At 60.1% G+C, this 24070-nt stretch carries 24 protein-coding genes, 1 tRNA gene and 1 pseudogene; 17 read left to right on the forward strand and 9 right to left on the reverse strand.

All coding sequences use genetic code 11. From position 1 onward, the window contains the following. Position 1 precedes the first annotated feature (1 nt). Both typA and thiI read right to left on the reverse strand, forming a co-directional pair. Positions 2-1813: a translational GTPase TypA gene (gene typA, locus E2F43_RS05135; protein WP_133210239.1), complete on the reverse strand. Its 1812-nt coding sequence runs from the start codon at positions 1811-1813 to the stop codon at positions 2-4. Positions 1814-1901: 88 nt separating this feature from the next. Further along, positions 1902-3350 carry a tRNA uracil 4-sulfurtransferase ThiI gene (thiI, locus tag E2F43_RS05140; protein ID WP_133210241.1) on the reverse strand — a complete coding sequence of 483 codons (1449 nt, stop codon included), beginning with the start codon at positions 3348-3350 and terminating at the stop codon, positions 1902-1904. Positions 3351-3666: 316 nt separating this feature from the next. On the opposite strand from thiI, the gene glnA reads away from it, so the two are divergent. The 5 genes from glnA (at position 3667) to E2F43_RS05165 (ending at position 8956) form a co-directional block, all read left to right on the forward strand. Beyond that, on the forward strand, positions 3667-5073 hold the full coding sequence (gene glnA, locus E2F43_RS05145; protein ID WP_133210243.1) for a glutamate--ammonia ligase: 1407 nt from the start codon (positions 3667-3669) through the stop codon (positions 5071-5073). A 133-nt stretch (positions 5074-5206) separates the two neighbouring features. Continuing rightward, positions 5207-5728: a DUF4124 domain-containing protein gene (locus E2F43_RS05150; RefSeq protein ID WP_133210245.1), complete on the forward strand. Its 522-nt coding sequence runs from the start codon at positions 5207-5209 to the stop codon at positions 5726-5728. Between the two features lie 273 nt (positions 5729-6001). Next, positions 6002-7063, forward strand: a complete 1062-nt coding sequence (gene glnL, locus E2F43_RS05155) for a nitrogen regulation protein NR(II) (RefSeq protein WP_133210247.1) — start codon at positions 6002-6004, stop codon at positions 7061-7063. Continuing rightward, positions 7056-8459, forward strand: a complete 1404-nt coding sequence (gene ntrC, locus E2F43_RS05160) for a nitrogen regulation protein NR(I) (protein WP_133210249.1) — start codon at positions 7056-7058, stop codon at positions 8457-8459. The genes glnL and ntrC overlap by 8 nt, the downstream gene beginning before the upstream one ends. Positions 8460-8491: 32 nt before the next feature. Further along, complete coding sequence (locus tag E2F43_RS05165) at positions 8492-8956, forward strand: tRNA (cytidine(34)-2'-O)-methyltransferase (protein WP_133210251.1); 465 nt, start codon at positions 8492-8494, stop codon at positions 8954-8956. A gap of 46 nt (positions 8957-9002) precedes the next feature. On the opposite strand, the gene secB is transcribed toward E2F43_RS05165, so the two are convergent. Genes secB through E2F43_RS05180 form a run of 3 tightly spaced genes read right to left on the reverse strand, consistent with a single transcriptional unit; the run spans position 9003 to position 10212 of the window. After that, the gene (gene secB, locus E2F43_RS05170) at positions 9003-9479 is read right to left on the reverse strand and encodes a protein-export chaperone SecB (RefSeq protein WP_133210253.1); all 477 of its coding nucleotides are present in this window, start codon (positions 9477-9479) and stop codon (positions 9003-9005) included. A gap of 38 nt (positions 9480-9517) precedes the next feature. Next, positions 9518-9787, reverse strand: a complete 270-nt coding sequence (gene grxC, locus E2F43_RS05175; RefSeq protein ID WP_133210255.1) for a glutaredoxin 3 — start codon at positions 9785-9787, stop codon at positions 9518-9520. A gap of 5 nt (positions 9788-9792) precedes the next feature. Continuing rightward, complete coding sequence (locus tag E2F43_RS05180; protein WP_133211117.1) at positions 9793-10212, reverse strand: rhodanese-like domain-containing protein; 420 nt, start codon at positions 10210-10212, stop codon at positions 9793-9795. Positions 10213-10454: 242 nt separating this feature from the next. Between E2F43_RS05180 and gpmI the strand changes: the two genes are divergently transcribed. The 4 genes and pseudogenes from gpmI to E2F43_RS19185 all read left to right on the forward strand — a co-directional run. After that, positions 10455-12011 carry a 2,3-bisphosphoglycerate-independent phosphoglycerate mutase gene (gene gpmI / locus E2F43_RS05185; RefSeq protein WP_133210257.1) on the forward strand — a complete coding sequence of 519 codons (1557 nt, stop codon included), beginning with the start codon at positions 10455-10457 and terminating at the stop codon, positions 12009-12011. Between the two features lie 368 nt (positions 12012-12379). Then, complete coding sequence (locus E2F43_RS05190; RefSeq protein WP_133210259.1) at positions 12380-13168, forward strand: murein hydrolase activator EnvC family protein; 789 nt, start codon at positions 12380-12382, stop codon at positions 13166-13168. 82 nt (positions 13169-13250) lie between these two features. Next, entirely contained in the window at positions 13251-14564 is a 1314-nt protein-coding gene (locus tag E2F43_RS05195; RefSeq protein WP_133210261.1) for a S41 family peptidase, read from the forward strand. 154 nt (positions 14565-14718) lie between these two features. Then, a pseudogene (locus E2F43_RS19185) lies at positions 14719-15342 on the forward strand (divergent polysaccharide deacetylase family protein); the annotation flags it as partial. Between the two features lie 57 nt (positions 15343-15399). Here E2F43_RS19185 and hisF read toward each other — a convergent pair. The 4 genes from hisF to hisB are packed head-to-tail and all read right to left on the reverse strand — an operon-like array spanning position 15400 to position 18157. Continuing rightward, on the reverse strand, positions 15400-16173 hold the full coding sequence (gene hisF / locus E2F43_RS05205; RefSeq protein ID WP_133210265.1) for an imidazole glycerol phosphate synthase subunit HisF: 774 nt from the start codon (positions 16171-16173) through the stop codon (positions 15400-15402). A gap of 2 nt (positions 16174-16175) precedes the next feature. After that, a complete protein-coding gene (gene hisA, locus E2F43_RS05210) occupies positions 16176-16910 on the reverse strand; it encodes a 1-(5-phosphoribosyl)-5-[(5-phosphoribosylamino)methylideneamino]imidazole-4-carboxamide isomerase (RefSeq protein ID WP_133210267.1) in 735 nt (244 codons plus the stop codon). Next, the gene (hisH, locus tag E2F43_RS05215) at positions 16904-17554 is read right to left on the reverse strand and encodes an imidazole glycerol phosphate synthase subunit HisH (RefSeq protein ID WP_133210269.1); all 651 of its coding nucleotides are present in this window, start codon (positions 17552-17554) and stop codon (positions 16904-16906) included. Before hisH ends, hisA begins: the two co-directional genes overlap by 7 nt. Before the next feature lie 9 nt (positions 17555-17563). After that, complete coding sequence (hisB, locus tag E2F43_RS05220) at positions 17564-18157, reverse strand: imidazoleglycerol-phosphate dehydratase HisB (protein ID WP_133210271.1); 594 nt, start codon at positions 18155-18157, stop codon at positions 17564-17566. A 252-nt stretch (positions 18158-18409) separates the two neighbouring features. Here hisB and mutY point away from each other — a divergent pair, with 252 nt between their 5' ends. From mutY to E2F43_RS05260, 8 genes are all read left to right on the forward strand, one after another. Next, positions 18410-19471 (forward strand): A/G-specific adenine glycosylase, encoded by a 1062-nt coding sequence (gene mutY, locus E2F43_RS05225; RefSeq protein WP_133210273.1) that lies wholly within the window; start codon positions 18410-18412, stop codon positions 19469-19471. Positions 19472-19475: 4 nt separating this feature from the next. After that, positions 19476-19748: an oxidative damage protection protein gene (locus E2F43_RS05230; protein ID WP_133210275.1), complete on the forward strand. Its 273-nt coding sequence runs from the start codon at positions 19476-19478 to the stop codon at positions 19746-19748. A 79-nt stretch (positions 19749-19827) separates the two neighbouring features. Next, positions 19828-19903, forward strand: a tRNA-Phe gene (locus E2F43_RS05235). Positions 19904-20079: 176 nt separating this feature from the next. After that, positions 20080-21282 (forward strand): tyrosine-type recombinase/integrase, encoded by a 1203-nt coding sequence (locus tag E2F43_RS05240; protein WP_133210277.1) that lies wholly within the window; start codon positions 20080-20082, stop codon positions 21280-21282. A 201-nt stretch (positions 21283-21483) separates the two neighbouring features. Beyond that, positions 21484-21732 carry a helix-turn-helix transcriptional regulator gene (locus E2F43_RS19520; RefSeq protein WP_133211119.1) on the forward strand — a complete coding sequence of 83 codons (249 nt, stop codon included), beginning with the start codon at positions 21484-21486 and terminating at the stop codon, positions 21730-21732. 83 nt (positions 21733-21815) lie between these two features. Next, a complete protein-coding gene (locus E2F43_RS05250) occupies positions 21816-22136 on the forward strand; it encodes a hypothetical protein (RefSeq protein ID WP_133210279.1) in 321 nt (106 codons plus the stop codon). 767 nt (positions 22137-22903) lie between these two features. Beyond that, positions 22904-23263, forward strand: coding sequence for a hypothetical protein (locus E2F43_RS05255; protein ID WP_133210281.1), 360 nt, complete (start codon positions 22904-22906; stop codon positions 23261-23263). A gap of 204 nt (positions 23264-23467) precedes the next feature. Next, on the forward strand, positions 23468-23995 hold the full coding sequence (locus E2F43_RS05260; protein WP_133210283.1) for a DUF4124 domain-containing protein: 528 nt from the start codon (positions 23468-23470) through the stop codon (positions 23993-23995). Positions 23996-24070: the final 75 nt, after the last annotated feature.

Below are 24070 nucleotides of genomic sequence, written 5' to 3' on the forward strand. Positions count from 1 at the left end.
ATCAGCTGCGTGCGGCGCGCTTGCGCTCGTGTTCCTGCAGCAGCTTCTTGCGCAGGCGGATACTCTCGGGCGTCACTTCCACCAGTTCATCGTCTTCAATGAACTCCAGTGCCTGCTCCAGGGTGTGCCTTACCGGCGGCGTGAGCGTCAGGGCATCATCGGTACCGGACGCGCGCACATTGGTCAGCTGCTTGGCCTTGGTGGGATTGACCACCAGGTCGTTGCCGCGGCTGTGCAGGCCGATGATCTGGCCCTCGTACACGTCGACGTTGGGGTCGACAAACAGGCGCCCTCGGTCCTGCAGGTTAAACAGGCCATAGGCCAGGGTTTTACCCTTGACCATGGACACCAGCACCCCGTTGGTACGGTGGATGATCTCGGCATTCTTGACCGGGCCGTAGTGATCGAACACGTGGGTCATAATGCCGCTCCCGGAGGTCATGGTCAGGAACTGGGAGCGGAAGCCGATCAATCCGCGGGCGGGAATGATGAACTCCAGGCGCACCCGCCCCTTGCCGTCGGGGACCATGTTTTCCAGCTCGGCGCGGCGCAGGCCCAGCTCTTCCATCAACGAACCCTGGTGCTCGTCCTCACAGTCGATGACCAGCTGCTCGAAGGGCTCCTGCATAACGCCGTCGATCTCTTTCTGAATAACCTCGGGCCGGGAGACACCCAGTTCGAAGCCCTCACGACGCATGGATTCGATCAGTACCGACAGGTGGAGTTCGCCGCGGCCGGACACCTTGAACTTGTCGGGGCTGTCACCGGGTTCGACCCGCAGGGCCACGTTGTGGATAAGCTCCCGCTCCAGGCGCTCCTTGATATTGCGCGAGGTCACATATTTGCCTTCCTTGCCCGCGAAGGGCGAGTCGTTAACCTGGAAGGTCATGCTCACTGTGGGTTCGTCCACGCTCAGGGCAGGCAACGCCTCCACGTTAGCGGGATCACACAGCGTATCGGAAATATTGAGACCATCGATACCGGTGATACAGACGATATCACCGGCCTCGGCACGGTCTACATCGACCCGTTCCAGGCCCAGGTAACCCATGACCTGCAGCACCTTGCCGTTGCGAGTGCCGCCCTCGCTATCGACCACGGTCACCTGGCTGTTGGGCGCCAGTTTGCCGCGGGTAATGCGACCGACACCGATCACGCCAACATAGCTGGAGTAGTCCAGGGCGCTGATCTGCATCTGCAGGGGACCTTCGCTGTTCACCTGTGGTGAGGGCACCTTGTCGACGATGGTTTCGAACAGGGGCTGCATATCGCCGGCCATGTCCTCGTGGTCCAGGCCGGCTATCCCCTCAATCGCCGAGGCGTAAATCACCGGGAAATCCAGTTGTTCTTCATTGGCGCCAAGGCGGTCAAACAGGTCGAAGACCTGGTCCACCACCCAGTCGGGGCGCGCGCCGGGACGGTCGACCTTGTTGACCACCACGATGGGGTTGAGGCCCTGCTCAAATGCCTTGGAGGTAACGAAGCGGGTCTGGGGCATGGGGCCATCGACCGCATCCACCAGCAACAGCACCGAGTCCACCATCGACAGCACCCGCTCTACCTCGCCGCCAAAATCGGCGTGCCCCGGGGTGTCCACAATGTTGATGTGGTAGTCGTTCCACTCGATGGCGGTATTCTTGGCCAGGATAGTGATACCGCGCTCACGCTCCTGGTCATTGGAATCCATCACCCGCTCGGCCCCTTCAGTACGACGGTCAAGGGTTCCCGATTGTTGCAGCAGGCAATCCACCAGGGTGGTCTTGCCATGGTCTACATGGGCGATGATGGCGATATTGCGCAGTTTCTCTCTCAATGGACTAGCCTCAGCGGGTGATCGGGGCAAAAAAGGCCGCGAATTATACAGGAGATAAGCCCCGGACTGCCGCCTGTTAATGGTATTTTTACGGCGCGTACACTTTTACCCGGGTCAGCCCGGAATCCACCAGGTGGCTGGCGTGCAGCCGGCTCATGACACCCTTGCCGCAATAAAGCATATAGGTGGTGTCGGGGTTCAGCCCGGCCGCCTTGCTGTGTAGCTGATAAAACGGGATTTTTTCCACCGGTACGTGCACGTCGAGCGGGGCGAGCTCCTCTTCGTCCGGGTGACGAATGTCGATGATAGTGCTCTGGGCCAGCGGTACCGACAGGACTTCCACGTCGGTACGCAGCAGTTCCTCCTCCGCCAGCCTGTCAATGCGGGTGCGGGTGACTCCCGCCAGGGCCCGGTCGAGAATCGCCATGTCGAAGCGCTCTTCCTCCGCCCTTACCCGCTCCAGTCGCGCCCTGGTGGTGGGGTTCACCGAGATGACGCCGCAATACTCCGGCATGTTGGCGGCAAACTCGCCGGTACCAATCTCATTGGCCATACGAACAATAACTTCCTTGTCGGTGGCCACCAGCGGTCGCAGCACCAGGCTTGTACAGACCTCGTCGATCACCGCCAGGTTGCGCACGGTCTGGCTGCTGACCTGGGCTACTGCCTCACCAGTCACCAGGGCATCGATTTCCAGGTCGCGAGCGATACGATCCGCCACCCGCAGCATCATGCGCTTGAGGATGACCCCCATCTGGCTGTCCTGGATACGGGTCAGCAGTTCGGCAACCACCTCCTCAAAGGGCACACTGATAAAGAGTACTCGCTGGTTGCAGCCGTATTTCTGCCACAGGTACAACGCCACTTCCTTGACGCCGACTTCGTGGTCGCGACCGCCGAGGTTGAAAAACAGGAAGTGGGTACGCATACCCCGCTTCATGGTCAGGTAGCTCGCCACCGGAGAATCAAAACCACCAGAAATCAGCGACAGCACCGGGTCCACACTGCCCACGGGATATCCTCCCAGGCCCCGATAGCGCCGGCCAATCACGAACAGGGTTTTTTTGCTGATTTCGAGCTCTACCCGCACCTCGGGGTGCTTCAGTTTGACCCCGGCTGCCCCGCTCTGGGCCAGCAGCGCGGCGCCCACCTCGCGCTCCACGTCCACCGAGGTGAAGTCGTGACTACCCGTGCGCTTACAGCGCACGGCGAAGGTTTTACCCTCCAGCCGTGGCCCGTAAATGGGCAATACCCGCTCCGCAATATCCTCCAGGGCCGGCAACGGAGACTCAACCACCTCCAGGATATAGGTAATGCCGGGGGTGTTACGCATAGCCGCCACCATCAACTGCAGTTGCACCGGATCCTCGATGGAAGTTTCAACCTGCAGTTTGTCCCAGGCTTTTCTCACCTGTATGTCGGGATCGAACTCCAGCAGCACCGATTTCAGATTTTCGCGCAGCTGGCCTACCAGGCGACGGCGCACCGGCTTGCTCTTGATCGCGATCTCGGAGAAAAACTTGACAACAAATTTCATTGGAGTGGTAATGCTATGGCCTTTCGGGGCCGCGTATTATACCCCCGGACAGACAAGAGCGGGCTGTGCGGTATTGACAATGGCACGGCGCACCACAATAGATCACCCACGCACCCTATTGGTGCGCACCCGAACCACTGGCGGCAAGCTTCAACAAAAATGCTCTAAAAATCATATACTTATGTGCAGCACCTTTTTGGCACAGCTTTTGCTGTCTCTGAGACTGCCAATAAACGTAGGCCATGGCTCAGCCAGCCTGCAGCAATAGCACGCAGGCCGGCCCGCTGGCCATACACAATCCCATGGAGGAATAGCGATGTCAGAGAACACTCTGAACCTGATTAAAGAAAATGAAGCGCGCTGGGTAGACCTGCGCTTCACCGATACGCGTGGTAAAGAACAGCACGTTACCATTCCGTCCAAGGAAGTCGACGAGGACTTCTTCGAGGGCGGCAAGATGTTCGACGGCTCCTCCATTTCCGGCTGGAAAGGCATTAACGAATCAGACATGATCCTGATGCCCGACGACAGCGCCTCACTGGTGGACCCGTTCACCGATGACACCACGGTCATCGTGCGCTGCAACGTGGTCGAGCCCTCCACCATGCAGGGTTACGATCGGGATCCCCGCTCCGTTGCCCAGCGCGCCGAGGAATACCTCAAGTCGACCGGCATCGGCGACACTGCCTTCTTTGGCCCCGAGCCCGAGTTCTTCATTTTCGACGACATCAAGTGGAAAGTGGACATGTCCGGCGCCAGCTACCAGATCCATTCCGAAGAGGCGGCCTGGGTGTCCAATCACCAGTTCGAGGAAGGCAACATCGGCCACCGCCCGGGCGTCAAGGGCGGCTACTTCCCCGTGCCTCCGGTTGACTCCCTGCACGACATTCGCGCTGCCATGTGCACCGCCATGGAGCAGATGGGCCTGGACGTGGAAGTGCACCACCACGAAGTGGGCACCGCCGGCCAGTGTGAAATCGGCGTCAAGTTCAGCACCCTGGTAGCCAAGGGTGACGAAGTACAGGTCCTGAAGTACTGCGTACACAATGTTGCCCACGCCTACGGCAAGACCGCCACCTTCATGCCCAAGCCCGTGGTAGGCGACAACGGTTCCGGCATGCACGTGCACCAGTCCATCTCCAAGGACGGCGAGAACGTCTTCGCCGGCGACGGCTATGCCGGGCTGTCCGAGACCGCCCTGTACTACATTGGTGGCATTATCAAGCACGCCCGCGCTTTGAACGCGTTCACCAACGCGTCCACCAACTCCTACAAGCGCCTGGTGCCCGGATTCGAAGCACCGGTTATGCTGGCTTACTCCGCCCGCAACCGTTCCGCGTCCATCCGCATCCCTTACGAGCCCAGCCCCAAAGGCAAGCGCGTCGAGGTTCGCTTCCCGGACCCCACCGCCAACCCCTACCTGGCCTTTGCCGCCATGCTGATGGCTGGCCTGGACGGCATCCAGAACAAGATCCACCCCGGCGATGCCGCGGACAAGGACCTCTACGACCTGCCCCCGGAAGAAGGCAAGGCCATTCCCACTGTGGCGGCCACCTTCGACCAGGCACTGCAAGCCCTGGACGCAGACCGTGAGTTCCTGACCGCCGGCGGGGTCTTCTCCGACGACATGATCGATGCCTACATCGAGCTCAAGTCAGCCGAGATCGAGCGCCTGAACATGACCACTCACCCGGTTGAGTTCGACATGTACTACTCCGTGTAAGTCAGCGGCCAGTAGCGACAAGCCCGCCTCTTGGCGGGCTTTTTTATGCGCTTTCACACCATCTGAACTCTCCCGGCGGCGACTTTTCTGCTAGGGTACCGGGACGAGTTCCTGTCAGGCTGGAGAAAGCGCCATGCCCAAACACTTTTTATCGGTACTGTTCCTCGGGGCCCTGTTCGCCGTCCCCGCGCTAGCGCAAATCTACAAAACCACCGATGCTGACGGCAACGTGGTGTTTAGCGATAAGCCGCCGATAGGCAGTTCGAGCGCAGAAGCGGTTGAACTATCCCCCACCAATACCGCACCTCCGCCGCCGGTCATCGCGCCGGTGGAACGCAAACCCGCTGCACAGCAGGAAGAACCGGTCCCTGTTGCAGTCAGCATCAGCTCGCCCACCGATGAAACCACCATTCCGAAGGGTGGTGGGATTTTCGATGTGGTCGCAGCGACCAGCCCGGAGCTGGCCCCGGGACAGACCCTCCAGCTGCTGATGGACGGCCAACCCCAGGGACCGCCACAAACCGGTAATCGCTGGAAACTCGAGAACGTATTCCGGGGGCCGCACGATCTGGTGGTGCAGCGTCTTGGTGGGGATGGCGATGTACTTGCCAGTTCCGAACCGGTGCGTGTCTACGTACTGCGGCCAGGTATCTGACGCCGGCGCCCTTTACTGGACATGCCTTCCAAGCTGGTGCACCATATTGGTGCGCCAGGCCGTTACACCCGTTTCAGACCTCTACCAACCGGGCCGGGGACATCGCCATATCCATAGCGCGAGCGTCGATAGTCAGTACTTACATACCTCGTGCGCACAAGTTTCAAGCAATTTACTGCTTATTTACCGGGTTTGGCTATGTTGGCTCCATAATTGCTTGCCCAACAACGAATGAGCGCCGCAAACATTTAACTCGAGCACAGCACGCTATTTATGCAGTCCAACCAGGTCATTCTCGACAATATCAGTACCGCGGTCGTGGCCCTGGACGCCGAGCTCCGGGTCGTCTCGCTGAACAGTTCCGGGCAGGACCTGCTGGAAACTTCCGAGGCCCGCTGCCTGGGCCAGCCCATCCGCAAACTGGTGGCCCAGCCGGAGAGCCTGATGGATGTCCTCAAGCAGGTTCGCGCCAACCGCAGCCCCCTGGCCAGACGGGGCATGCCGCTGACCCTGCTCTCCGGACGGGAGATTCATGCCGACCTCATGCTTACCCCGGTCGCCGACAATGAGCATGGCTTCAGCCTGCTGCTGGAAATGCAGCCGGTAGACAGGCTGTTGAAAATCAGCCGCGAGGAAAGCCTGCACAATGTCCAGGAAACGACCCGGGAAATGGTCAGGGGCCTCGCCCATGAAATCAAGAACCCGCTGGGGGGTGTTCGCGGCGCGGCCCAGTTGCTGGCCCGTGAACTGCCTGATGAAGGACTGACCGAGTACACCAACATCATTATCCGTGAGGCGGACAGGCTGCGGGACCTGGTGGACCAGTTACTGGGTCCCAACAAGCATCTGCAGGCCCGCAAACTGAATATCCATGAAGTACTGGAACACGTGCTCAACCTGATCAGCGCGGAAACCGATAATCAGGTGACCCTGGTGCGAGACTACGACCCCAGTCTTCCCGACATTTTCGGCGACCGCAGCCAGTTGATTCAGGCCCTGCTTAATATCGTACGCAACGCGCTGCAAGCCGCTGAGAGTGATGCGGAATGCGTGATTGCGCTGCGCTCCCGGTCACAGCGCCAGTTCACCATCGGCACCCAGCGCCATCGCCTGGTTTGCCGACTGGACATAGAGGACAACGGGCCCGGTATTCCGCAGGCAATGCTGCAGACCATTTTCATGCCCATGGTGACCGGAAGAGCCGAGGGTACCGGGCTGGGCCTGACCATTGCCCAGTCGATTATCACCCGCCACGGCGGCCTGGTGGAGTGCGCCAGCGAACCTGGGTGCACCCGTTTCTCAATATATCTACCAATGGATTTAGATCATGCATAAACAGGCGCAAGTCTGGGTCGTCGACGACGACAGCTCAATCCGCTGGGTGCTGGAACGCGCCCTGAAGCAGGCCGGCATCAGCAACGAGAGCTTTGCTGACGCCGACCAGCTGCTGCAGCGGATCGAGACGGAAACCCCCGATGTCATCATCAGTGATATTCGCATGCCCGGCACCAACGGGCTGCAGCTGCTGGCGCAGATCAGCGAGAGCCACCCGCAGCTGCCGGTGATCATTACCACTGCCCATTCCGACCTGGACAGCGCCGTGGCCTCCTACCAGAAAGGCGCCTTTGAGTACCTGCCAAAGCCTTTCGACCTGGATGAGGTGGTCGCGATTACCGAGCGCGCGCTGGCCCAGGCCCGTGAACGCAATATGGAAACCCCCCAGCTGGAAGACCTGCCGGGCACGGAGATCATCGGTGAGGCGCCGGCAATGCAGGAGGTATTCCGGGCCATCGGTCGCCTCGCCCACAGTAACATTACCGTACTGATCAACGGCGAGTCGGGTACCGGCAAGGAACTGGTGGCGCACGCACTGCACAAGCACAGTCCCAGGGCCGCCAGGCCATTCATCGCCCTCAACATGGCCGCCATTCCCCGCGACCTGATGGAGTCGGAACTGTTCGGCCACGAAAAAGGCGCGTTTACCGGCGCCAACGCCAAGCGCGCGGGCCGCTTTGAACAGGCCGACGGCGGTACCCTGTTCCTCGATGAAATCGGCGATATGCCCGCCGAGACCCAGACCCGCCTGTTGCGGGTGCTGGCGGACGGGGAATTTTACCGGGTCGGCGGGCACACGCCGGTCAAGGTCGATGTGCGCATTATTGCCGCCACCCACCAGGACCTGGAGGAACTGGTGCGCCGCGGCGAATTCCGCGAGGACCTGTTCCACCGGCTCAACGTGATTCGCATACACATCCCCAAACTGGCCGAGCGGCGGGAAGACATTCCCCGCCTGATGCAGCACTTTTTCCAGTCCGCCGCCGACGAACTGGGCGGCGAGCCCAAAGTACTGCTGCCAGAAACCGAGGAGTTCCTGGTCAACCTGGACTGGCCGGGCAACGTACGCCAGTTGGAAAACACCTGCCGCTGGATTACGGTCATGGCCTCAGGCCGGGAAGTCCACCTGACCGACCTGCCACCGGAGCTTAGCCGTGATGTGACGGAAACCGCCGAGCGCAGCGAAGCCGACTGGAAAGAATTACTGCAGCGCTGGGCCCGCAATGAGCTGGTGCAGGGCAAGCAGCATATTCTCGACCAGGCCACTCCCGCCTTTGAGCGGGTGATGATCGAAGTAGCGCTACAGCACTCCCAGGGCCGCAAACGGGACGCCGCCGAACTGCTGGGCTGGGGCCGCAATACGCTCACCCGGAAGATGAAAGAACTGCAGATGTAGCTCCCGGCTACCGCCGCCTGTACCATGCAGGCATGCTCAAAATCGTTCTTTACCAGCCGGAGATTCCACCGAACACCGGCAACATCATCCGCCTGTGCGCCAACACCGGATGCAGCCTGCACCTCATAGAACCGCTGGGCTTCGACCTGGACGAAAAGAAATTGCGCCGGGCGGGGCTGGACTACCGGGAGTTCGCCACGGTACAGGTGCACCAGAGCCTGGTGTCATTCTGCGACCAGCATCCCGATTGTCGACTGGTGGGGGTGACTACCCGCGGAAGCAGCCTTTACCACGAGGCCCGCTACTCACCCCGGGACGCCCTGCTGTTCGGGCCGGAAACCCGCGGCCTGCCTGACGAGGTGCTGGCGCAATTACCGCCGGAACAGCGTATCCGCATTCCCATGCGGAAAAACAGCCGCAGCCTGAACCTCAGCAATGCCGCCGCGGTAATCACTTACGAGGCACTGCGGCAGCTGGGATTTTCCGGGCTGCAATAAAAAAGGGGCCGAGGCCCCTTTGCTTTGACGCAGCGGTCGCGTCAACTCAGTGAGTTGCTTCCTGGGCAGCTTCACCACCCTGCTGGGCTGCTGCTTGCGCCAACGCCTGCTGGTACAGCGCATCGAAGTTAACCGGTGCCAGCATAATGGGCGGGAATCCGCCTTTCACACACAGGTTGTCGATGGTCTCACGGGCATAGGGGAACAGGATGTTAGGCGCAGCCGTGGCCAGCACCCGGCGCAGGTCATCACCCTCGATGCCGGTGATCAGGAAAATGCCTCCCTGCTGCACTTCCACCAGGAACGCGGTTTCATCGTCTACCTTGGCAGTGATGGTGACGCTGAGCACAACCTCGAAGTTGCCGCTGTCATCGATCTTGTCGCTCTTGGTGTTCAGGTCCACGTTGATTGCCGGCTGCCACTGCTTCTTGAACACACCGGGAGTCGCGGGAGACTCAAAAGAAATATCCTTGGTGTAAATGCGCTGCATCGCAAATTGCTGTTGTACTTGTTCGTCGGCCATGGTGCCGTCCTCCATTGGTATTGGTTTGGTGCCGGGTTTTACGCCGATGTCACCTGTTTGAGTAAATCGTCCAGTTCGCCCATCTGCTCCAGACGGGACAGGTCGTCGTAGCCGCCCACGTGGCGCTCGCCGATCCAGATTTGCGGTACCGTCCTGCGGCCGCTTTTTTCCATCATTTCCCGCCGCAGTTCCGGGCGAGCTTCCACCCCGATGTCGGTGAAATCAACTTTCTTGCTTTCCAGCAACATGCGCGCCCTGACGCAATAGGGACAGAAGCGGGTGGAATACATGGTTACCGTTGGACTCATACTGCTTACCCGTTGTTTACCACGGGCAGTTGCAGATTGGTCCACTCCATCATGCCGCCGGTCATTATGTTTACGTTTTCAAAGCCTTCGGCGTTGAGTTTTTTACCGACCGGGCCAGCAGACTGGCCCATCTTGCATACCAGTACAATGGGCTTGTTCCGGTATTTTTCAAGCAGGCCGGTGTTGTTTAGCAGCTTTGCCGAAGGGATGTGCATGGCATCGACAATATGCCCGGCGCGAAAATCCGCCGTATCACGCAGATCGACAAAAACGCCCTGCTCCGCGTTCACCAGGTTGATGGCCTGCTGCGGGCTTAGGGAGGTGCCTGCTTTACGGGTTTCGTGCATGAACAGCATCACGACAACCGCCAGCAAGGCAGCCACCAGAATCCACTGCTGGGTCAGGAATTCAAAAAATAAATCCATGGTTGTGTCAGTCTCGAGATGGCGCGGCCGCCGGATGTGCGGTGAAGCCGTCGTTCCGCATCGCGCTGCAGGAACCGGGGCTGTTTTCAAAAGGACGCAAGTATACAGGCTAAGGGAGTCGGCAACCACCCCCGGAAGCCGCGCCAGCGCTGGCCTCGCGCCCACTGGGCAGCGGCGGTGCAAGGGTCGGCCAGACAAGGTAAAATGCCGACCTCTGCTACTGACCCCACACTGGAACTTCGATGAGCGATAGCCGCAAAAAAACCACTGTATTAATCATCCTCGACGGCTGGGGCCACAGGGAGGAAAGCGCGGACAACGCCATCGCCGGTGGTGATACACCGGTGTGGGACCGCCTGTGGCGCGAAGCTCCCCACACGCTGGTTTCAGGCTCCGGCCTGGATGTCGGTCTCCCGGCGGGACAAATGGGCAACTCCGAAGTGGGCCACATGAGCCTGGGTTCCGGGCGGGTCGTATACCAGAATATCACCCGTATCGACCAGGCCATCGCCGATGGCAGCTTCGCTGAAAATCCCGCTTACACTGACGCCATCGACAAGGCTATCGCCAACCACGGGGCTGTGCACGTGTTCGGCCTGCTGTCACCCGGTGGGGTCCACAGCCACGAGGAGCAGATTTTCGCGGCGATCCGCCTGGCCGCCGGACGCGGCGCGGAAAAAGTTTACCTGCACGCGTTTCTCGACGGCCGCGACACCCCGCCGAGAAGCGCCGGCCCCTCGCTGGAAAAAGCGCGGGCACTGTTCGAGGAACTCGGTTGTGGCCGGGTCGCCAGCATCTGCGGACGCTATTACGCCATGGACAGGGACAATCGCTGGGAGCGGGTGGAGCCCGCCTACCGTCTGTTAACCGAAGGCTTGGCGGAACAGACCGCGAGCGACCCCCTGGCGGCGCTGGAAGCAGCCTACCAGCGCGATGAGAATGACGAGTTTGTGCTGCCGACTGCTGTCGTGCCGGAAGGCACCGGGCCGGCTGCGGTCAGGGACGGGGATGCGGTCCTGTTCATGAATTTCCGTGCTGATCGGGCCCGGCAGCTGACCCGCGCCTTTGTGGACGATCACTTTGACGGCTTTGAGCGAAAGTGCCGACCGGACCTGGCCGCCTTTGTCACCACCACCGAATATGCCGCCGACCTCGACGCCAGCTGCGCCTTTCCGCCGGAGGGCCTGGAAAATGTGCTGGGCGATTACCTCGCCCAGCAGGGTAAAACCCAGTTACGCATCGCCGAGACCGAAAAGTACGCCCACGTCACCTTCTTTTTCAGCGGCGGTCGCGAACAATTGTTCCCCGGGGAAGACCGCGAGCTCATCCCCTCACCCGATGTCGCCACCTATGACCTCAAGCCCGAAATGAGCGCGCCGGAAGTGACCGACAAACTGGTGGCGGCCATCAAATCAGGTAAATACGACCTGATCGTGTGCAACTACGCCAACGGCGACATGGTCGGTCACAGCGGCGTTTACGAGGCCGCGGTACAGGCCGTTCAGGCCCTGGATACCTGCCTGGGCCGGGTCGAGGAGGCACTGCTGGAAGTCGGCGGACAGGCGCTGGTTACCGCCGACCACGGCAACTGTGAGCAAATGATGGATTACGAATCAGGCCAGCACCATACCCAGCACACCACTGAGCTCGTGCCTCTGGTTTACATCGGCAAGGAAAATGTCGAGCTGGATCCCAAGGGCGGCATTCTCGCCGACATCGCACCTACCCTGCTGGGTTTGATGAACATGCCCCAGCCTGAGGAAATGACCGGCCGCAATCTGGCGACAGCCAGCGCCTGACTGCGGGAGCTTCGACAATTTCACGCCTGGGAGCACTGCTGTTAGCGCTGGCGCTGGTTTCGCCGCAGGCGCTGTCGCAGTCCGACGAGGAGAAGACACGGGAGCAGCTGACCCGGTTACAGGCCGATATCACCCGCATCAGCCAGGAGATCAGCAGCGCCAACCGGCGTCGCAACACCCTGCAGAACCAGCTCCGCGAGGCGGAGCTGGAACAGGCGCGGATCAACCGGGACATCGACCGGGCCAACAGGGCCATCACCGGCCAGCGCGCCAGGCTGGAAGCGCTACAGAGCCGGGAAGCCGCACTGGAGAGGGACCGGGAAGCACAGCAGACCCGCATCGCCCTCGAGTTGCGTACTGCCTGGCAGATGGGCCAGCAGGGCCAAATCAAGGTGCTGCTCAACCAGGAGAGCCCGGATACCGTTGCCCGGGTGATGGCCTACTACCGCTATTTCTTCCGCGCCCGCAACGAATTGCTCAACGAGTTCCGGGCCACACTGGAGGCCCTGCAATCGACCCGGCAGGACATTGCCAACACGCTGGAGGAGCTGGAACAAAAACAGGCTCGGCTCGCCCGCAAACAGCAGGACCTGGAACGCGCGCAACAAACCCGGCAACAGGCGGTCGCCAGACTGAACGACAGCATCGAGGGCAAGGGTGCCGAGCTGAAACAACTGGAAGCAGACCAGAAAGAACTGCAGCAACTGCTGAACGCCATTCGCGAGGCCGTGGTCAACCTGCAGGTACCGGACAACTATCAACCGTTCAAGTCCGCCCGCTCCAAAATGCCCTGGCCGGTACCCGGCAGGGCCAGTTCCCGCTTTGGCGACCAGCGCAACCAGGGCAAGATGCGCTGGCAGGGCGTGACCATTCCCGCTCCTGCCGGCACACCGGTCAAGGCAATACATCACGGTCGCGTGGTCTACGCCGACTGGCTACGGGGTATGGGCCTGCTGCTGATCATAGACCACGGCAGCGGTTACATGAGCCTCTATGCCCACAACCAGACCCTGCTGCGTGAGGTGGGAGAATGGGTCAGCGCGGAAACGCCAATCGCCACCGTGGGCGACAGCGGGGGATTGAGCCGGCCGGCGCTTTATTTCGAGATCCGCGAGCAGGGCAAGCCGGTCAACCCCGCCCGCTGGTGCCGCCGCTGAGCACTTGGCCACTATCGTGGCCTTTGGGGTACACTTAATTCCCTATTGGACAATACAGGCCCCCGGCCAACTGGCGGTACCCATGTTCTGCACCATCCTCAAGCGGCTACTGAGCGCGGCCGCTATCACCCTGCTGTCGCTCCCGGCCAGCTCCGCCATTGAGGAGCAGGGACAGTTGCCACTGGACGAATTGCGCACCTTTGCTGACGTCTACAACCAGATCCGGGTCGGCTATGTCGAGGATATCGACGACAGTACCCTGTTGGAGTACGCCATCCAGGGCATGCTGATGAGCCTGGACCCACACTCCGTTTACCTGACCAAGGACGCCTTCGAAGGCCTGCAGGAAGCCACCACCGGCGAGTTCTCCGGCCTCGGCCTGGAGGTCGGGATGGAAGATGGCTACGTTAAAATCATCGCCCCGATTGATGGCTCACCCGCCGCCGAAGCCGGCCTGCAAAGCGGCGACGTGATACTCAAGCTCGGCAAGGCGCCGGTGAAGGGCATGACCCTGAACGAGGCGATTGACATGATGCGCGGACCGGCAGGCAGCGAGATCGAACTGACCATCGGCCGCCCCGGGGAAAGCCAGCCGTTCGAGGTAACCCTGATACGCGATGTCATCAAGGTCGCCAGCGTCAGGCAACGCTGGCTGGAGCCAGGTTACGGTTATATCCGCATTGCCCAGTTCCAGAGCGCTACCGGCGAGGATGTCAGCAAGGCGCTGCAAATATTGATGACCGAGACCGAACTGAAGGGTCTGGTGCTGGACCTGCGCAATAACCCGGGAGGCGTGCTGCGCTCCAGCGTTGACGTGGCCGGCCTGTTCATGGACGGCGGCAAGGTGGTATACACCGAGGGCAGGCTGCCCAATTCAGACATGGACTTTGACGCCCAGCCCACGGATGCCAGCTCGGGCACGCCAATAGTCGTCCTGATCAATTCCGGCTCAGCCAGCGCCTCGGAAATTGTCGCGGGGGCACTGCAGGATCACGGTCGGGCAGTCATCATGGGCACCCGCAGTTTCGGCAAGGGTTCGGTACAAACCATTTTACCGATATCGGATTCACGCGCGGTCAAGCTGACCACCGCGCTCTACTTCACCCCCAACGGTCGCTCCATCCAGGCGGAAGGGATAGAGCCGGATATTGAAGTGGAGCGAGCCCGGGTAACGGCCTACGACAATTCCCGCAGGGTGACTGAGTCGGACCTGTCCCGCCATCTCGACAACGCCAACGGCAGCAGTGGTGTCAAAAACAAAAAACCAGCCAGCAGCCTGCTGGGTAGTGATAACCAATTATACGAGGCCCTGACCCTGCTCAAGGGCCTGAACGTGCTGGGGATGCGCAATAAACAAGCGGAGAACACAGGGAATAACGCGGCGGCCGAATCCTGAGCGGAATTCGAGGCGCCCCCGGCTGCCAGGGCTGTTGCTATGGCTGTCGCTTGTCGCTCTGCCGGCCAGCGGCCAGGGCGCCGGTCACTGGAGCCAGAGCTGTGACACCGGGCCACCCTTCGCAATAGCCGCCCCGGCGTCGCGCGCCTCGCTGGTGCTGATCATCGATGACCTGGGGCACCGGCGCAGCCTGGGCATGGCCATGGTAAACCTGCCCGGCAAGGTCACTCTCGCCGTCCTGCCTCACACCCCTCACGCCAGGGAACTGGCCGAGGCCGGATTTGCCGCCGGCAAGGAAATCATGCTTCACGCCCCCATGAGTAATGCCGGTGGCATGCCCCTGGGTCCCGGCGGCCTGACTCCGTCACTGCCGCGTTCGGAATTCGATCGCATCCTCGGCGAAGACATCGATGCCGTTCCACACGCCCGCGGGATCAATAACCACATGGGCAGCGAGTTGACCACTAAACCGCTGCAAATGGGCTGGGTAATGCAAACCCTGCTGCGCCGGGACCTCTATTTCGTTGACTCGCGTACCAACCCGGCAACCGTTGCCGCCCAAACCGCCGCCGACTTCCAGGTTCCCCACCTGTCGCGTTCGGTATTTCTCGACAACGAGATCAAGACCGAGGCCATTGGCGCACAGTTCGAGCGTCTGGTGACGCTGGCAGAAAGGGACGGGCTGGCGGTAGGCATCGGTCACCCCTACCGGGCGACCGCTGAATTCCTGGCTGACGCGCTGCCGGCACTGAAATGTCGCGGCATCGAACTGGCGCTGCTGTCTGAAGTCCTGGCCCGAGGACAGGGCCAGCGGGTGAATGACGGGGCGCCGGCGTCAGAGCCGGACTTCAATTCCGTGCTCAGCCATGTAGGCCTTGGCTTCCGGCACGGTGTACTCGCCGAAGTGGAAAATGCTGGCGGCGAGGACCGCATCGGCCCCTCCCTCGATCACACCGGCCACCAGGTGATCGAGGTTACCGACGCCCCCTGAGGCGATCACCGGGATTTCCACAGCGTCGGTAATAGCCCGGGTCACCCCGAGTTCAAACCCGTTTTTGGTGCCATCCCGGTCCATGCTGGTCAGCAGGATTTCCCCGGCCCCCAGCTCCGCCATCCGGCGTGCCCAGGCTACCGCGTCGATACCGGTGGGTTTGCGGCCACCGTGGGTAAAAATCTCGTACCGCGGCTGGCCATCCACATCAGCCACCCGCTTGGCATCGATAGCGACGACAATGCACTGGGAACCAAAGCGCTCGGCGGACTCCCGGACCAGTTCCGGATTGTGGATGGCGGCGGTATTGATGCTGACCTTGTCGGCCCCGGCATTAAGCATGGTGCGAATATCATCCACGGTACGAATGCCACCGCCCACCGTGAGGGGGATGAACACATTCTCGGCGATCTGCTCCACCGTGTGCACGGTGGTTTCCCGACCCTCGTGGCTGGCGGTAATATCGAGAAAGGTGATTTCGTCGGCGCCCTGCTCGTTGTAGCGGATGGCGATTTCAACCGGGTCACCGGCATCGCGGATGTCGACGAAGTTCACCCCCTTCACAACGCGGCCATTTTCCACATCCAGGCAGGGAATAATACGTATCGCCAGCCCCATGCTCAGGCGGCCCCGTCGCAGAGGCGCTGGGCTTCGGCCACGTCCAGCGTGCCCTCGTAGATGGCCCGGCCGGTAATGGCGCCACAAATACCCTCGTCCGCAACCGCAGTGAGGGCACGGATGTCCTCGATGTCGGTAATACCGCCGGAGGCGATCACCGGAATGGAGGAGGCCCGTGCCATGGTCACGGTGGCCTCCACGTTGACGCCCTGCATCATCCCGTCCCGGGCGATGTCCGTGTAGACAATGGCGGAGACACCATCGGATTCAAACTGCCTGGCAAGATCGGTTGCCCTGACCTCGGATACCTCGGCCCAGCCATCGGTGGCGACCAGGCCGTCCCTGGCATCGAGGCCGACAATGACCTTGCCCGGGAAGGCGCGACAGGCTTCGCCGACAAACGCCGGCTCCTTGACCGCTTTGGTACCGATAATGACGTAACTGACGCCGGCGCGAACGTAGTGCTCTATGGTTTCGAGGTTGCGGATACCGCCGCCGATCTGGATGGGCAGGTTCGGGTAGGCGGCGGCGATGGCCGTGACCACCTCGCCGTTTACCGGCTCACCGGCAAACGCGCCATTGAGGTCAACCAGGTGCAGGCGCCGGCAACCGGCGTCCACCCAGCGCGCGGCCATGGCCACCGGGTCATCGGAAAACACGGTACTGTCGTCCATCAGGCCCTGGCGCAGGCGCACGCACTGGCCATCCTTGAGGTCAATCGCGGGGATAATCAGCATTGGCCGTTCCACTCCAGGAAATTTTTCAGTAATTGCAGGCCGGCGGTATGGCTTTTTTCGGGGTGAAACTGCACCGCGAACAGGTTGTCCCGGGCCAGCGCTGCGTCGGCGGTGACGCCGTAATCCAGGGCACCCGCCACCAGACCGCGGTCTTCCGCGTCTACATAGTAGCTGTGCACAAAGTAAAATCGCTCGCCATCCTCGATCCCCTGCCAGAGGGGGTGGGGGCGGGTCTGGCGGACTTCGTTCCAGCCCATGTGCGGTACCTTGAGGCGCTCACCGGCCGCGTCTCGCAGCGGATTGCCAAAATACCGGACTTCACCGGGAATCAGGTTGAGACAGTCGACACCGCCATTTTCCTCGGAGTGGGTCATCAACGCCTGCATGCCGACGCAGATCGCCAGTACCGGCTTGTGTTGTTCCACCAGGGCGTCGGCGAGCAACTGGTCACACTTGAGCCGGCGAATTTCGGCCATGCAGTCGCGCATGGCGCCCACCCCGGGAAACACCACGCGGTCGGCCTGGCGAATCTGTTCTGCATCGTGGGTGACCAGCACCTGCTCCGCGCCCACATGCTGCAGGGCGCTGGCCACCGAGTGCAGATTTCCCATGCCGTAGTCGATAACGGCGACAACACCACTCATAAGCGGGTCCTAAAGAACACCCTTGGTCGACGGGGTAACACCCGCCATGCGGGGGTCCTCGGCCAGCGCCATCCGCATGGCGCGGCCGAAGGCCTTGAAGATCGTTTCCGCCTGGTGGTGGGTATTGTCGCCACGCAGGTTGTCGATATGCAGGGTGACCTGGGCGTGGTTGACGAAGCCCTGGAAAAATTCCATGAACAGGTCCACATCAAATCCACCCACCGAGGCACGGGTAAAGTCCACGTTGAAGGTAAGCCCGGGTCGGCCTGAAAAGTCGATCACGACCCGTGACAGCGCCTCATCCAGCGGACAGTAGGCGTGGCCGTAACGCATGATACCTTTCTTGTCGCCGACCGCCTGGCTGAACGCCTGGCCGAGGGTGATGCCGATGTCTTCCACCGTGTGGTGGTCGTCGATATGCAGGTCACCGGTGGCGCTGATCTCGAGATCCATGAGGCCGTGGCGCGCAATCTGGTCCAGCATGTGCTCGAGGAAGGGAATCCCGGTATCAAAATTCGCGACACCGCTACCGTCCAGGTTCACCGCGGCGGTGATCTGGGTCTCCAGTGTATTGCGTTCAACGGTGGCCTTGCGTTCAGCCATCATGCACTCCAAATGGGTGGTTTTCCGGGGCCTGTCCCCAAAAGGCCGCACATTATAAGGGAATAGATAGCTGAATTCACTGGCAGAAATCCGCCTCCCTCAGTACCCTGTTCCGATGTGACAGAGCGTTAGGAAACTTCTTCGCTGCCGAGAACCGTCATCCCCGCGCACAAGGTGAATTGCGCTGCAAGCGCAAGAGAAAGTGCCCTGGGGTAGGCGGGGATCCAGAAACCCGGATTGCCAAGCCGCCCCATGCCCAACAATTTCGCCACCCGCATCCTCGCCTGGTTTGACCACCACGGCCGCCATGACCTGCCCTGGCAGCGCGATATCAGTCCCTACCGGGTCTGGGTATCGGAGATCATGCTCCAGCAAACCCAGGTAAAAACCGTGATTCCTTTCTTTGACCGCTTTATGGCGGCCTTTCCCACGGTCGATGCCCTGGCCGCCGCACCGGAGGATGAAGTGCTGCACCTGTGGACCGGGCTGGGTTATTACGCCAGGGCGCGCAACCTGCACAAGGCGGCGAGGCAGGTCTGTGAGCAACGGGGCGGGGAATTTCCCACGGATGTCGAGGGGCTGATGGCCCTGCCTGGCATCGGTCGTTCAACCGCCGGGGCCATCGTCAGCATCGCCCAGGGCAGGCGCGCTGCCATCCTCGATGGCAACGTCAAACGGGTACTGGCCCGCTACCATGCGATTGCCGGCTGGCCGGGAAAGACAGCGGTGCACAATGCGCTGTGGGATATCGCGGAAGCATATACCCCCGGTGAACGCTGCGCAGACTACACCCAGGGCATGATGGACCTGGGGGCTACCGTCTGCACCCGGTCCTCACCCCAGTGTCAGCGCTGCCCGCTGGTCGGGGACTGCGCGGCCCATCGCCTGGGCCGGGAGGGTGACTTTCCCGGCAAAAAACCGAAAAAGACCTTGCCCGTCAGGCGCACGCGCTTCCTTATGCTGCGGGACAGTGACGGTTGTGCCTGGCTGGAGAAGCGCCCGTCCCCGGGCATCTGGGGAGGGCTCTGGTGCTTTCCGGAGGGCGAGGACCTGGATCCGGAGCGCTGGTGCCTTGACCGGACCGGCCGCAAGCCGGACGCGGTCGAGACCTGGCCCGAGTTCCGTCATACGTTCAGCCACTATCACCTGGAAATCGTGCCGATACTTGTCGAGTTGGATGCAAAGCCCGGGTGGGTCATGGAAGCGGACCGGCAGCTCTGGTATAACGTGCGCCAACCACCACAAATTGGCCTGGCAGCCCCCGTTGCGGACCTGCTGGAGCAACTGGCCCGGCAGGGCCAGGCAAAGGAGTAAACACATGCCCCGCACTGTCTTCTGCAAAAAATACCAGCAGGAACTGGAAGGCCTGGATGCGCCTCCCTACCCCGGTCCCAAGGGCCAGGAGATCTTCGACAATGTCTCGAAAAAAGCCTGGCAGGACTGGCAGGCCCACCAGACCATGTTGATCAACGAGAAGCACCTGTCGCTGGTCGATCCGGAGGCGCGCAAATACCTGCAACAGGAAATGGACAAGTTCCTGGCGGGTGAGGACTACGACCAGGCTGAAGGCTACGTACCGCCCTCAGAGTGATCAGATTTCGTCCGCCTTCCGCCCTTGACTCGGAAACCCCATACGGGTTTAATACGCGCCTCTCGCGATCAGCGATTTGGCCCGGATAGCTCAGTTGGTAGAGCAGGGGATTGAAAATCCCCGTGTCGGCAGTTCGATTCTGTCTCCGGGCACCATACCTCCCTCTTAGTTAACCCCTGTTAATCTAAAAAATGTCGCTTTATCAGCGCCTTAGCTGGTATTGTTGCCCTCGTTAACCCAAGTTCACCCAGACCCATCGGGCACGCTCCGGGGGCATCAACGGGGGCACAGGGCCATATATGCCCATCTTATGCCCCCAATAGGGGGCACCATGCCACTCACTGATCCAGCGGCAAAAAACGCCAAAGCGAAGGAAAAAACCTACCGCCTTACGGACGAAAAGGGCCTCTACCTGGAGGTGCATCCGAACGGCTCCAAGTACTGGCGGCACAAATACCGCTTTGCCGGTAAAGAGAAGCGACTGGCCTATGGGGTATATCCAGAGGTCACCCTGAAGGAGGCTAGAAACGCCAGGGATGACTCCAGACGCCTCCTGAGAGACGGAATCGACCCCGCCAAGATCAAGCGTACCCGCAAGGCCCGCAGGAACTGGGAAGCCGAAAACACCTTTCAGGCGGTCTCTGAGGAATGGTTCCAGAAGCAAATTGGAAGCTGGGCAGATGGCACCACTAAGAAGCGTCGCGCCTTACTGGATAACGACCTACTCCCCTGGCTCGGAAAAATCCCAGTCGCCGATATCGAAACCATGGATCTCCTGGCCTGCCTGCAGCGAATCGAGGACCGCGGTGCCCTTGAGACCGCTCATAATGCCCGGCAAGTGCTCGGACAAATTTTCCGTTACGCCAAGCAGACCCGCCGCGTGTCCGAAAATCCAGCGCTGGACCTGAAAGGCGCCCTCAAGCCCAAGGTCACCACACACCATGCGGCCATTACCGCCCCCGCTGATTTTGGCAGGCTCCTCAATGCCATCGACGGGTATGAGGGCACCCACGTGGTTCGCTGCCTGCTGAGGCTATGCCCCCTCCTCTTCCAGCGACCTGGAGAAATGATCGCGATGGAGTGGACGGAAATTGACTGGAAGCAAGGGCTCTGGCGTCTGCCGGCCGACAAGATGAAAACCCGCCAGGCTCACGATGTTCCCTTGAGCACCCAGGCCATTTCCATCCTCAAGGATCTAGAGCCCCTTACAGGCAATTTGCCCTACGTCTTCCCCAACGCCCGGCGGCGCAAACATCACGTCAGCCCTGCGACCATCAACAGCGCCCTGCAGAAGCTCGGCTACGACACGAAAAAGACCCAGAGCGCCCACGGGTTCAGAGCTTCAGCAAGAACTCTTCTGGATGAGCAACTGGGATACCGGCTGGAGTGGATAGAACAACAACTCGCCCACCAGGTGAGGGATTCACTAGGCCGTGCCTACAACCGCACGAAACACCTACCACAGCGTCAGGAGATGATGCAGAAGTGGGCCGACTACCTTGACCAACTTAGGAAAGTGGCAATCTCTGGGTAATGTAAAAGAATCGCCAGATGTGCAAAATTCACGGAAGAATTTTCTGACAAAATTCCGCTGTAACACCTCATAAAAATCTTCATTTTCAGCCCAAAACCAACGACCCAAACTTACGCCATCCATAAAAATCAATGGGTTAGCATGGATTTGGTGAAAAAAATCCACCATGCATAATCTGGTTTTATGTACACCAACCTAGATATGCGGGGACCAATCGTGAAGGCCAATACCACGAACCATACAGGCACCATAGTAAGCCCTGAAATTCCACTGACCGGCTTCGTCCGAGCGAAGCAGATTCACCAATTCTTCGGTATCGGCCTAAGCACGTGGTGGCTCTGGGTCAAAGAAGGAAAAGCGCCACCTGGAATTCGTTTAGGAAGCAGGACGACTGTCTGGCGCGCTGAAGATGTCCGCGCCTTGCTGGACGAGTTGTCTCGAGAAGCTTAATCCCACCCCTAGAAGAAGGAAGCCCGCCCGGGCAGGAGCAGGCTTTCTGGAAACCTTAAAGATATTGAGTCTCGGAGTCCTTAATGAATACTACTCTAAATCTGTTCTACCCGGAATCGCTCAGTGAGCGTATCGGAGAACTTCTTTCTAGTTGCAGTCTGTCGAACCAGAAAAAACTCGTCTTCAACTACCTTGCCAGAAATCCGGGGGCTTGTACGGACGAAATTATAGCGGCCTGCGATGCCATCGACCCGTGTCGCAGGATACGGGAGCTCAATGTCGATCTCCTCCCGGAATACGGCCTCATAATCAAGGGAAGGCTTGCGACACATACTAGACTCAGCAAGTTCGGCCAGCACAAACGGGCTCACTCCTGGCAAATCATGAGGCTTGAAGATGTATAAGCCCAATAGCCTCGGAGTAAACAGCAAGGGTCGCAACGCTAAGACGAAGGCTTTCGCCGCACTGCCCCATGTCGTCATGGAACACCCGGACTACATAAACTTGCCCCCCTGGGCGAAAGTGTTGTTGTTCGAATTGATTTACCAATACCGGGGCAAAAACAATGGCGACCTTCATGCTGCGTGGTCGGTTCTTAAGAAAAGGGGGTTCAACTCTCAGGCGACCCTGAGTAAGGCGAAGAAGGCCCTGCTCGATGCTGACCTGATCCGGTGTTCACGCGACGGAATTTTTCTGAACCCCAATAGATCCTGTTCGTTATACGCATTAACGTGGAGAGGGGTCGACGACTGCAATGGAAAACACGATCTTAACCCGACGGTGGTCGCTCCAAGACGTTTTTAGATTGCCCTCTTCATAATCTGGAGCGACTCGCTACAGAAACCGTATCGCGCTTTCCCGAATACCAGGCACTCTCGATACAGTTTCTGTAGCCGATGGATTCATAAGATGTAGCCATAGCGGCGTGTCCCGTCTTCAGTATCTGAAGTCCTTACTAATATACCAAGGGTACGACTCTGTAATGGGCTAGGGCAGACAACTAACACTCAGGCATATGCGCCGGCCCTGGACCGAGGTCGATTGATACAGAGTGGTTGATAAATAAACAAAATTGCTGCGTTATGGCGAAAACATAGTGGCGAAGGGTTGCCCTGCGAATTGGCGCGTCCTTGAAGTAGACCACTACCGGGAAAAAACCCCGGAGGCTAACATGACAGAGAAAACACCAGGACAAGCAAGCGCCGAGGGGCACACCCTGACAATCGACCACCCCGCCGGTGGCCTGCGCTACATGGCCCACACATTTGACCTTGATGGAGGTGGCGTCGCGTGGGTGGATTCCGGATGGACGGACCCGCTGGCTTCCGGCCATGTCTGCCACTACCTCGAAGGCACCGTAACCGGCAACGAATCCGGCTGGCGACTTGTTACACCGGAGGGCGACAGCGTACCGATTCAGATCAGCCCGAGGCTTGCCTCACTGGAAGGTGAGCGCGGGATTGCCCGCGAAGACCTGCAGCGAGCTTTCGACGAACTCGAGCTGCATGGCTCACAAGACAAAACTGGTTAATAATCGTTCAAAACTTCACGGATGCGAACTGGACGCATAAGAGCTGGACAGCGACATCACTAGCGTTGGCCCAGATGCATCCAGAGTGGTTCCCCTACACCCAGATACAGAAATTACCGTTCAGGTCACACTTTTCAGCCTGGCAAGTTGCCCGGTTTCACCGGTTCTGCCACTATCAAAATAGGAAACTAGGGAACCTGAATTATGAAGCATGGACTCGCTTTCGCCGTTTTACTGGCCATCACCACCACCGCCAGCGCCCAAACCCAGTTCTATAAATGTAAGGATCAATGGGGCCAGCCCGTGTTCAGCCAACGCCCCTGCGGCGAGAACGCGCAAGCCGGAACCATTACCGGACCTGGGCGCAACGGCGGCCCCGTAAGCACCTCTCCCGCGCCCACAGCGACCGCTGCGACGACCACCGCCCCCTCCCAGGAACCAAACACCTGGGACAAAGTAGAGGCCTCACGGCTGCTGCGCGAAGCTGAGCGGGAGATAGACCGCAGGGAAGACCGCATTGAATACCTCGAAGCCGAGCGCGATAAGAAAATCGCCGCCCTCCGCAACAAGAAGCGCTACGCCAATAACAACCTGGCCGGTGCCACCTGGGAGGAGAGCATCTCCAGCGAGATGCAGGCCATCAACGACCAGTATCAATCCAAGATTGACTCCGAACTGCGTAAGATTGACCGCCTTCACGAGAGGGCTGACCGGGTTTCGGAAAGGCTTTAAGCTATCTGCTTATCGAAGGCGACCTCTCCTAGTTGGGCAGCGTAGAATGTGCCCTCGGCGACGAATCCAGACGAG

It is taken from the genome of Seongchinamella unica (assembly GCF_004354085.1).
GTDB lineage: Bacteria > Pseudomonadota > Gammaproteobacteria > Pseudomonadales > Halieaceae > Halioglobus > Halioglobus unicus.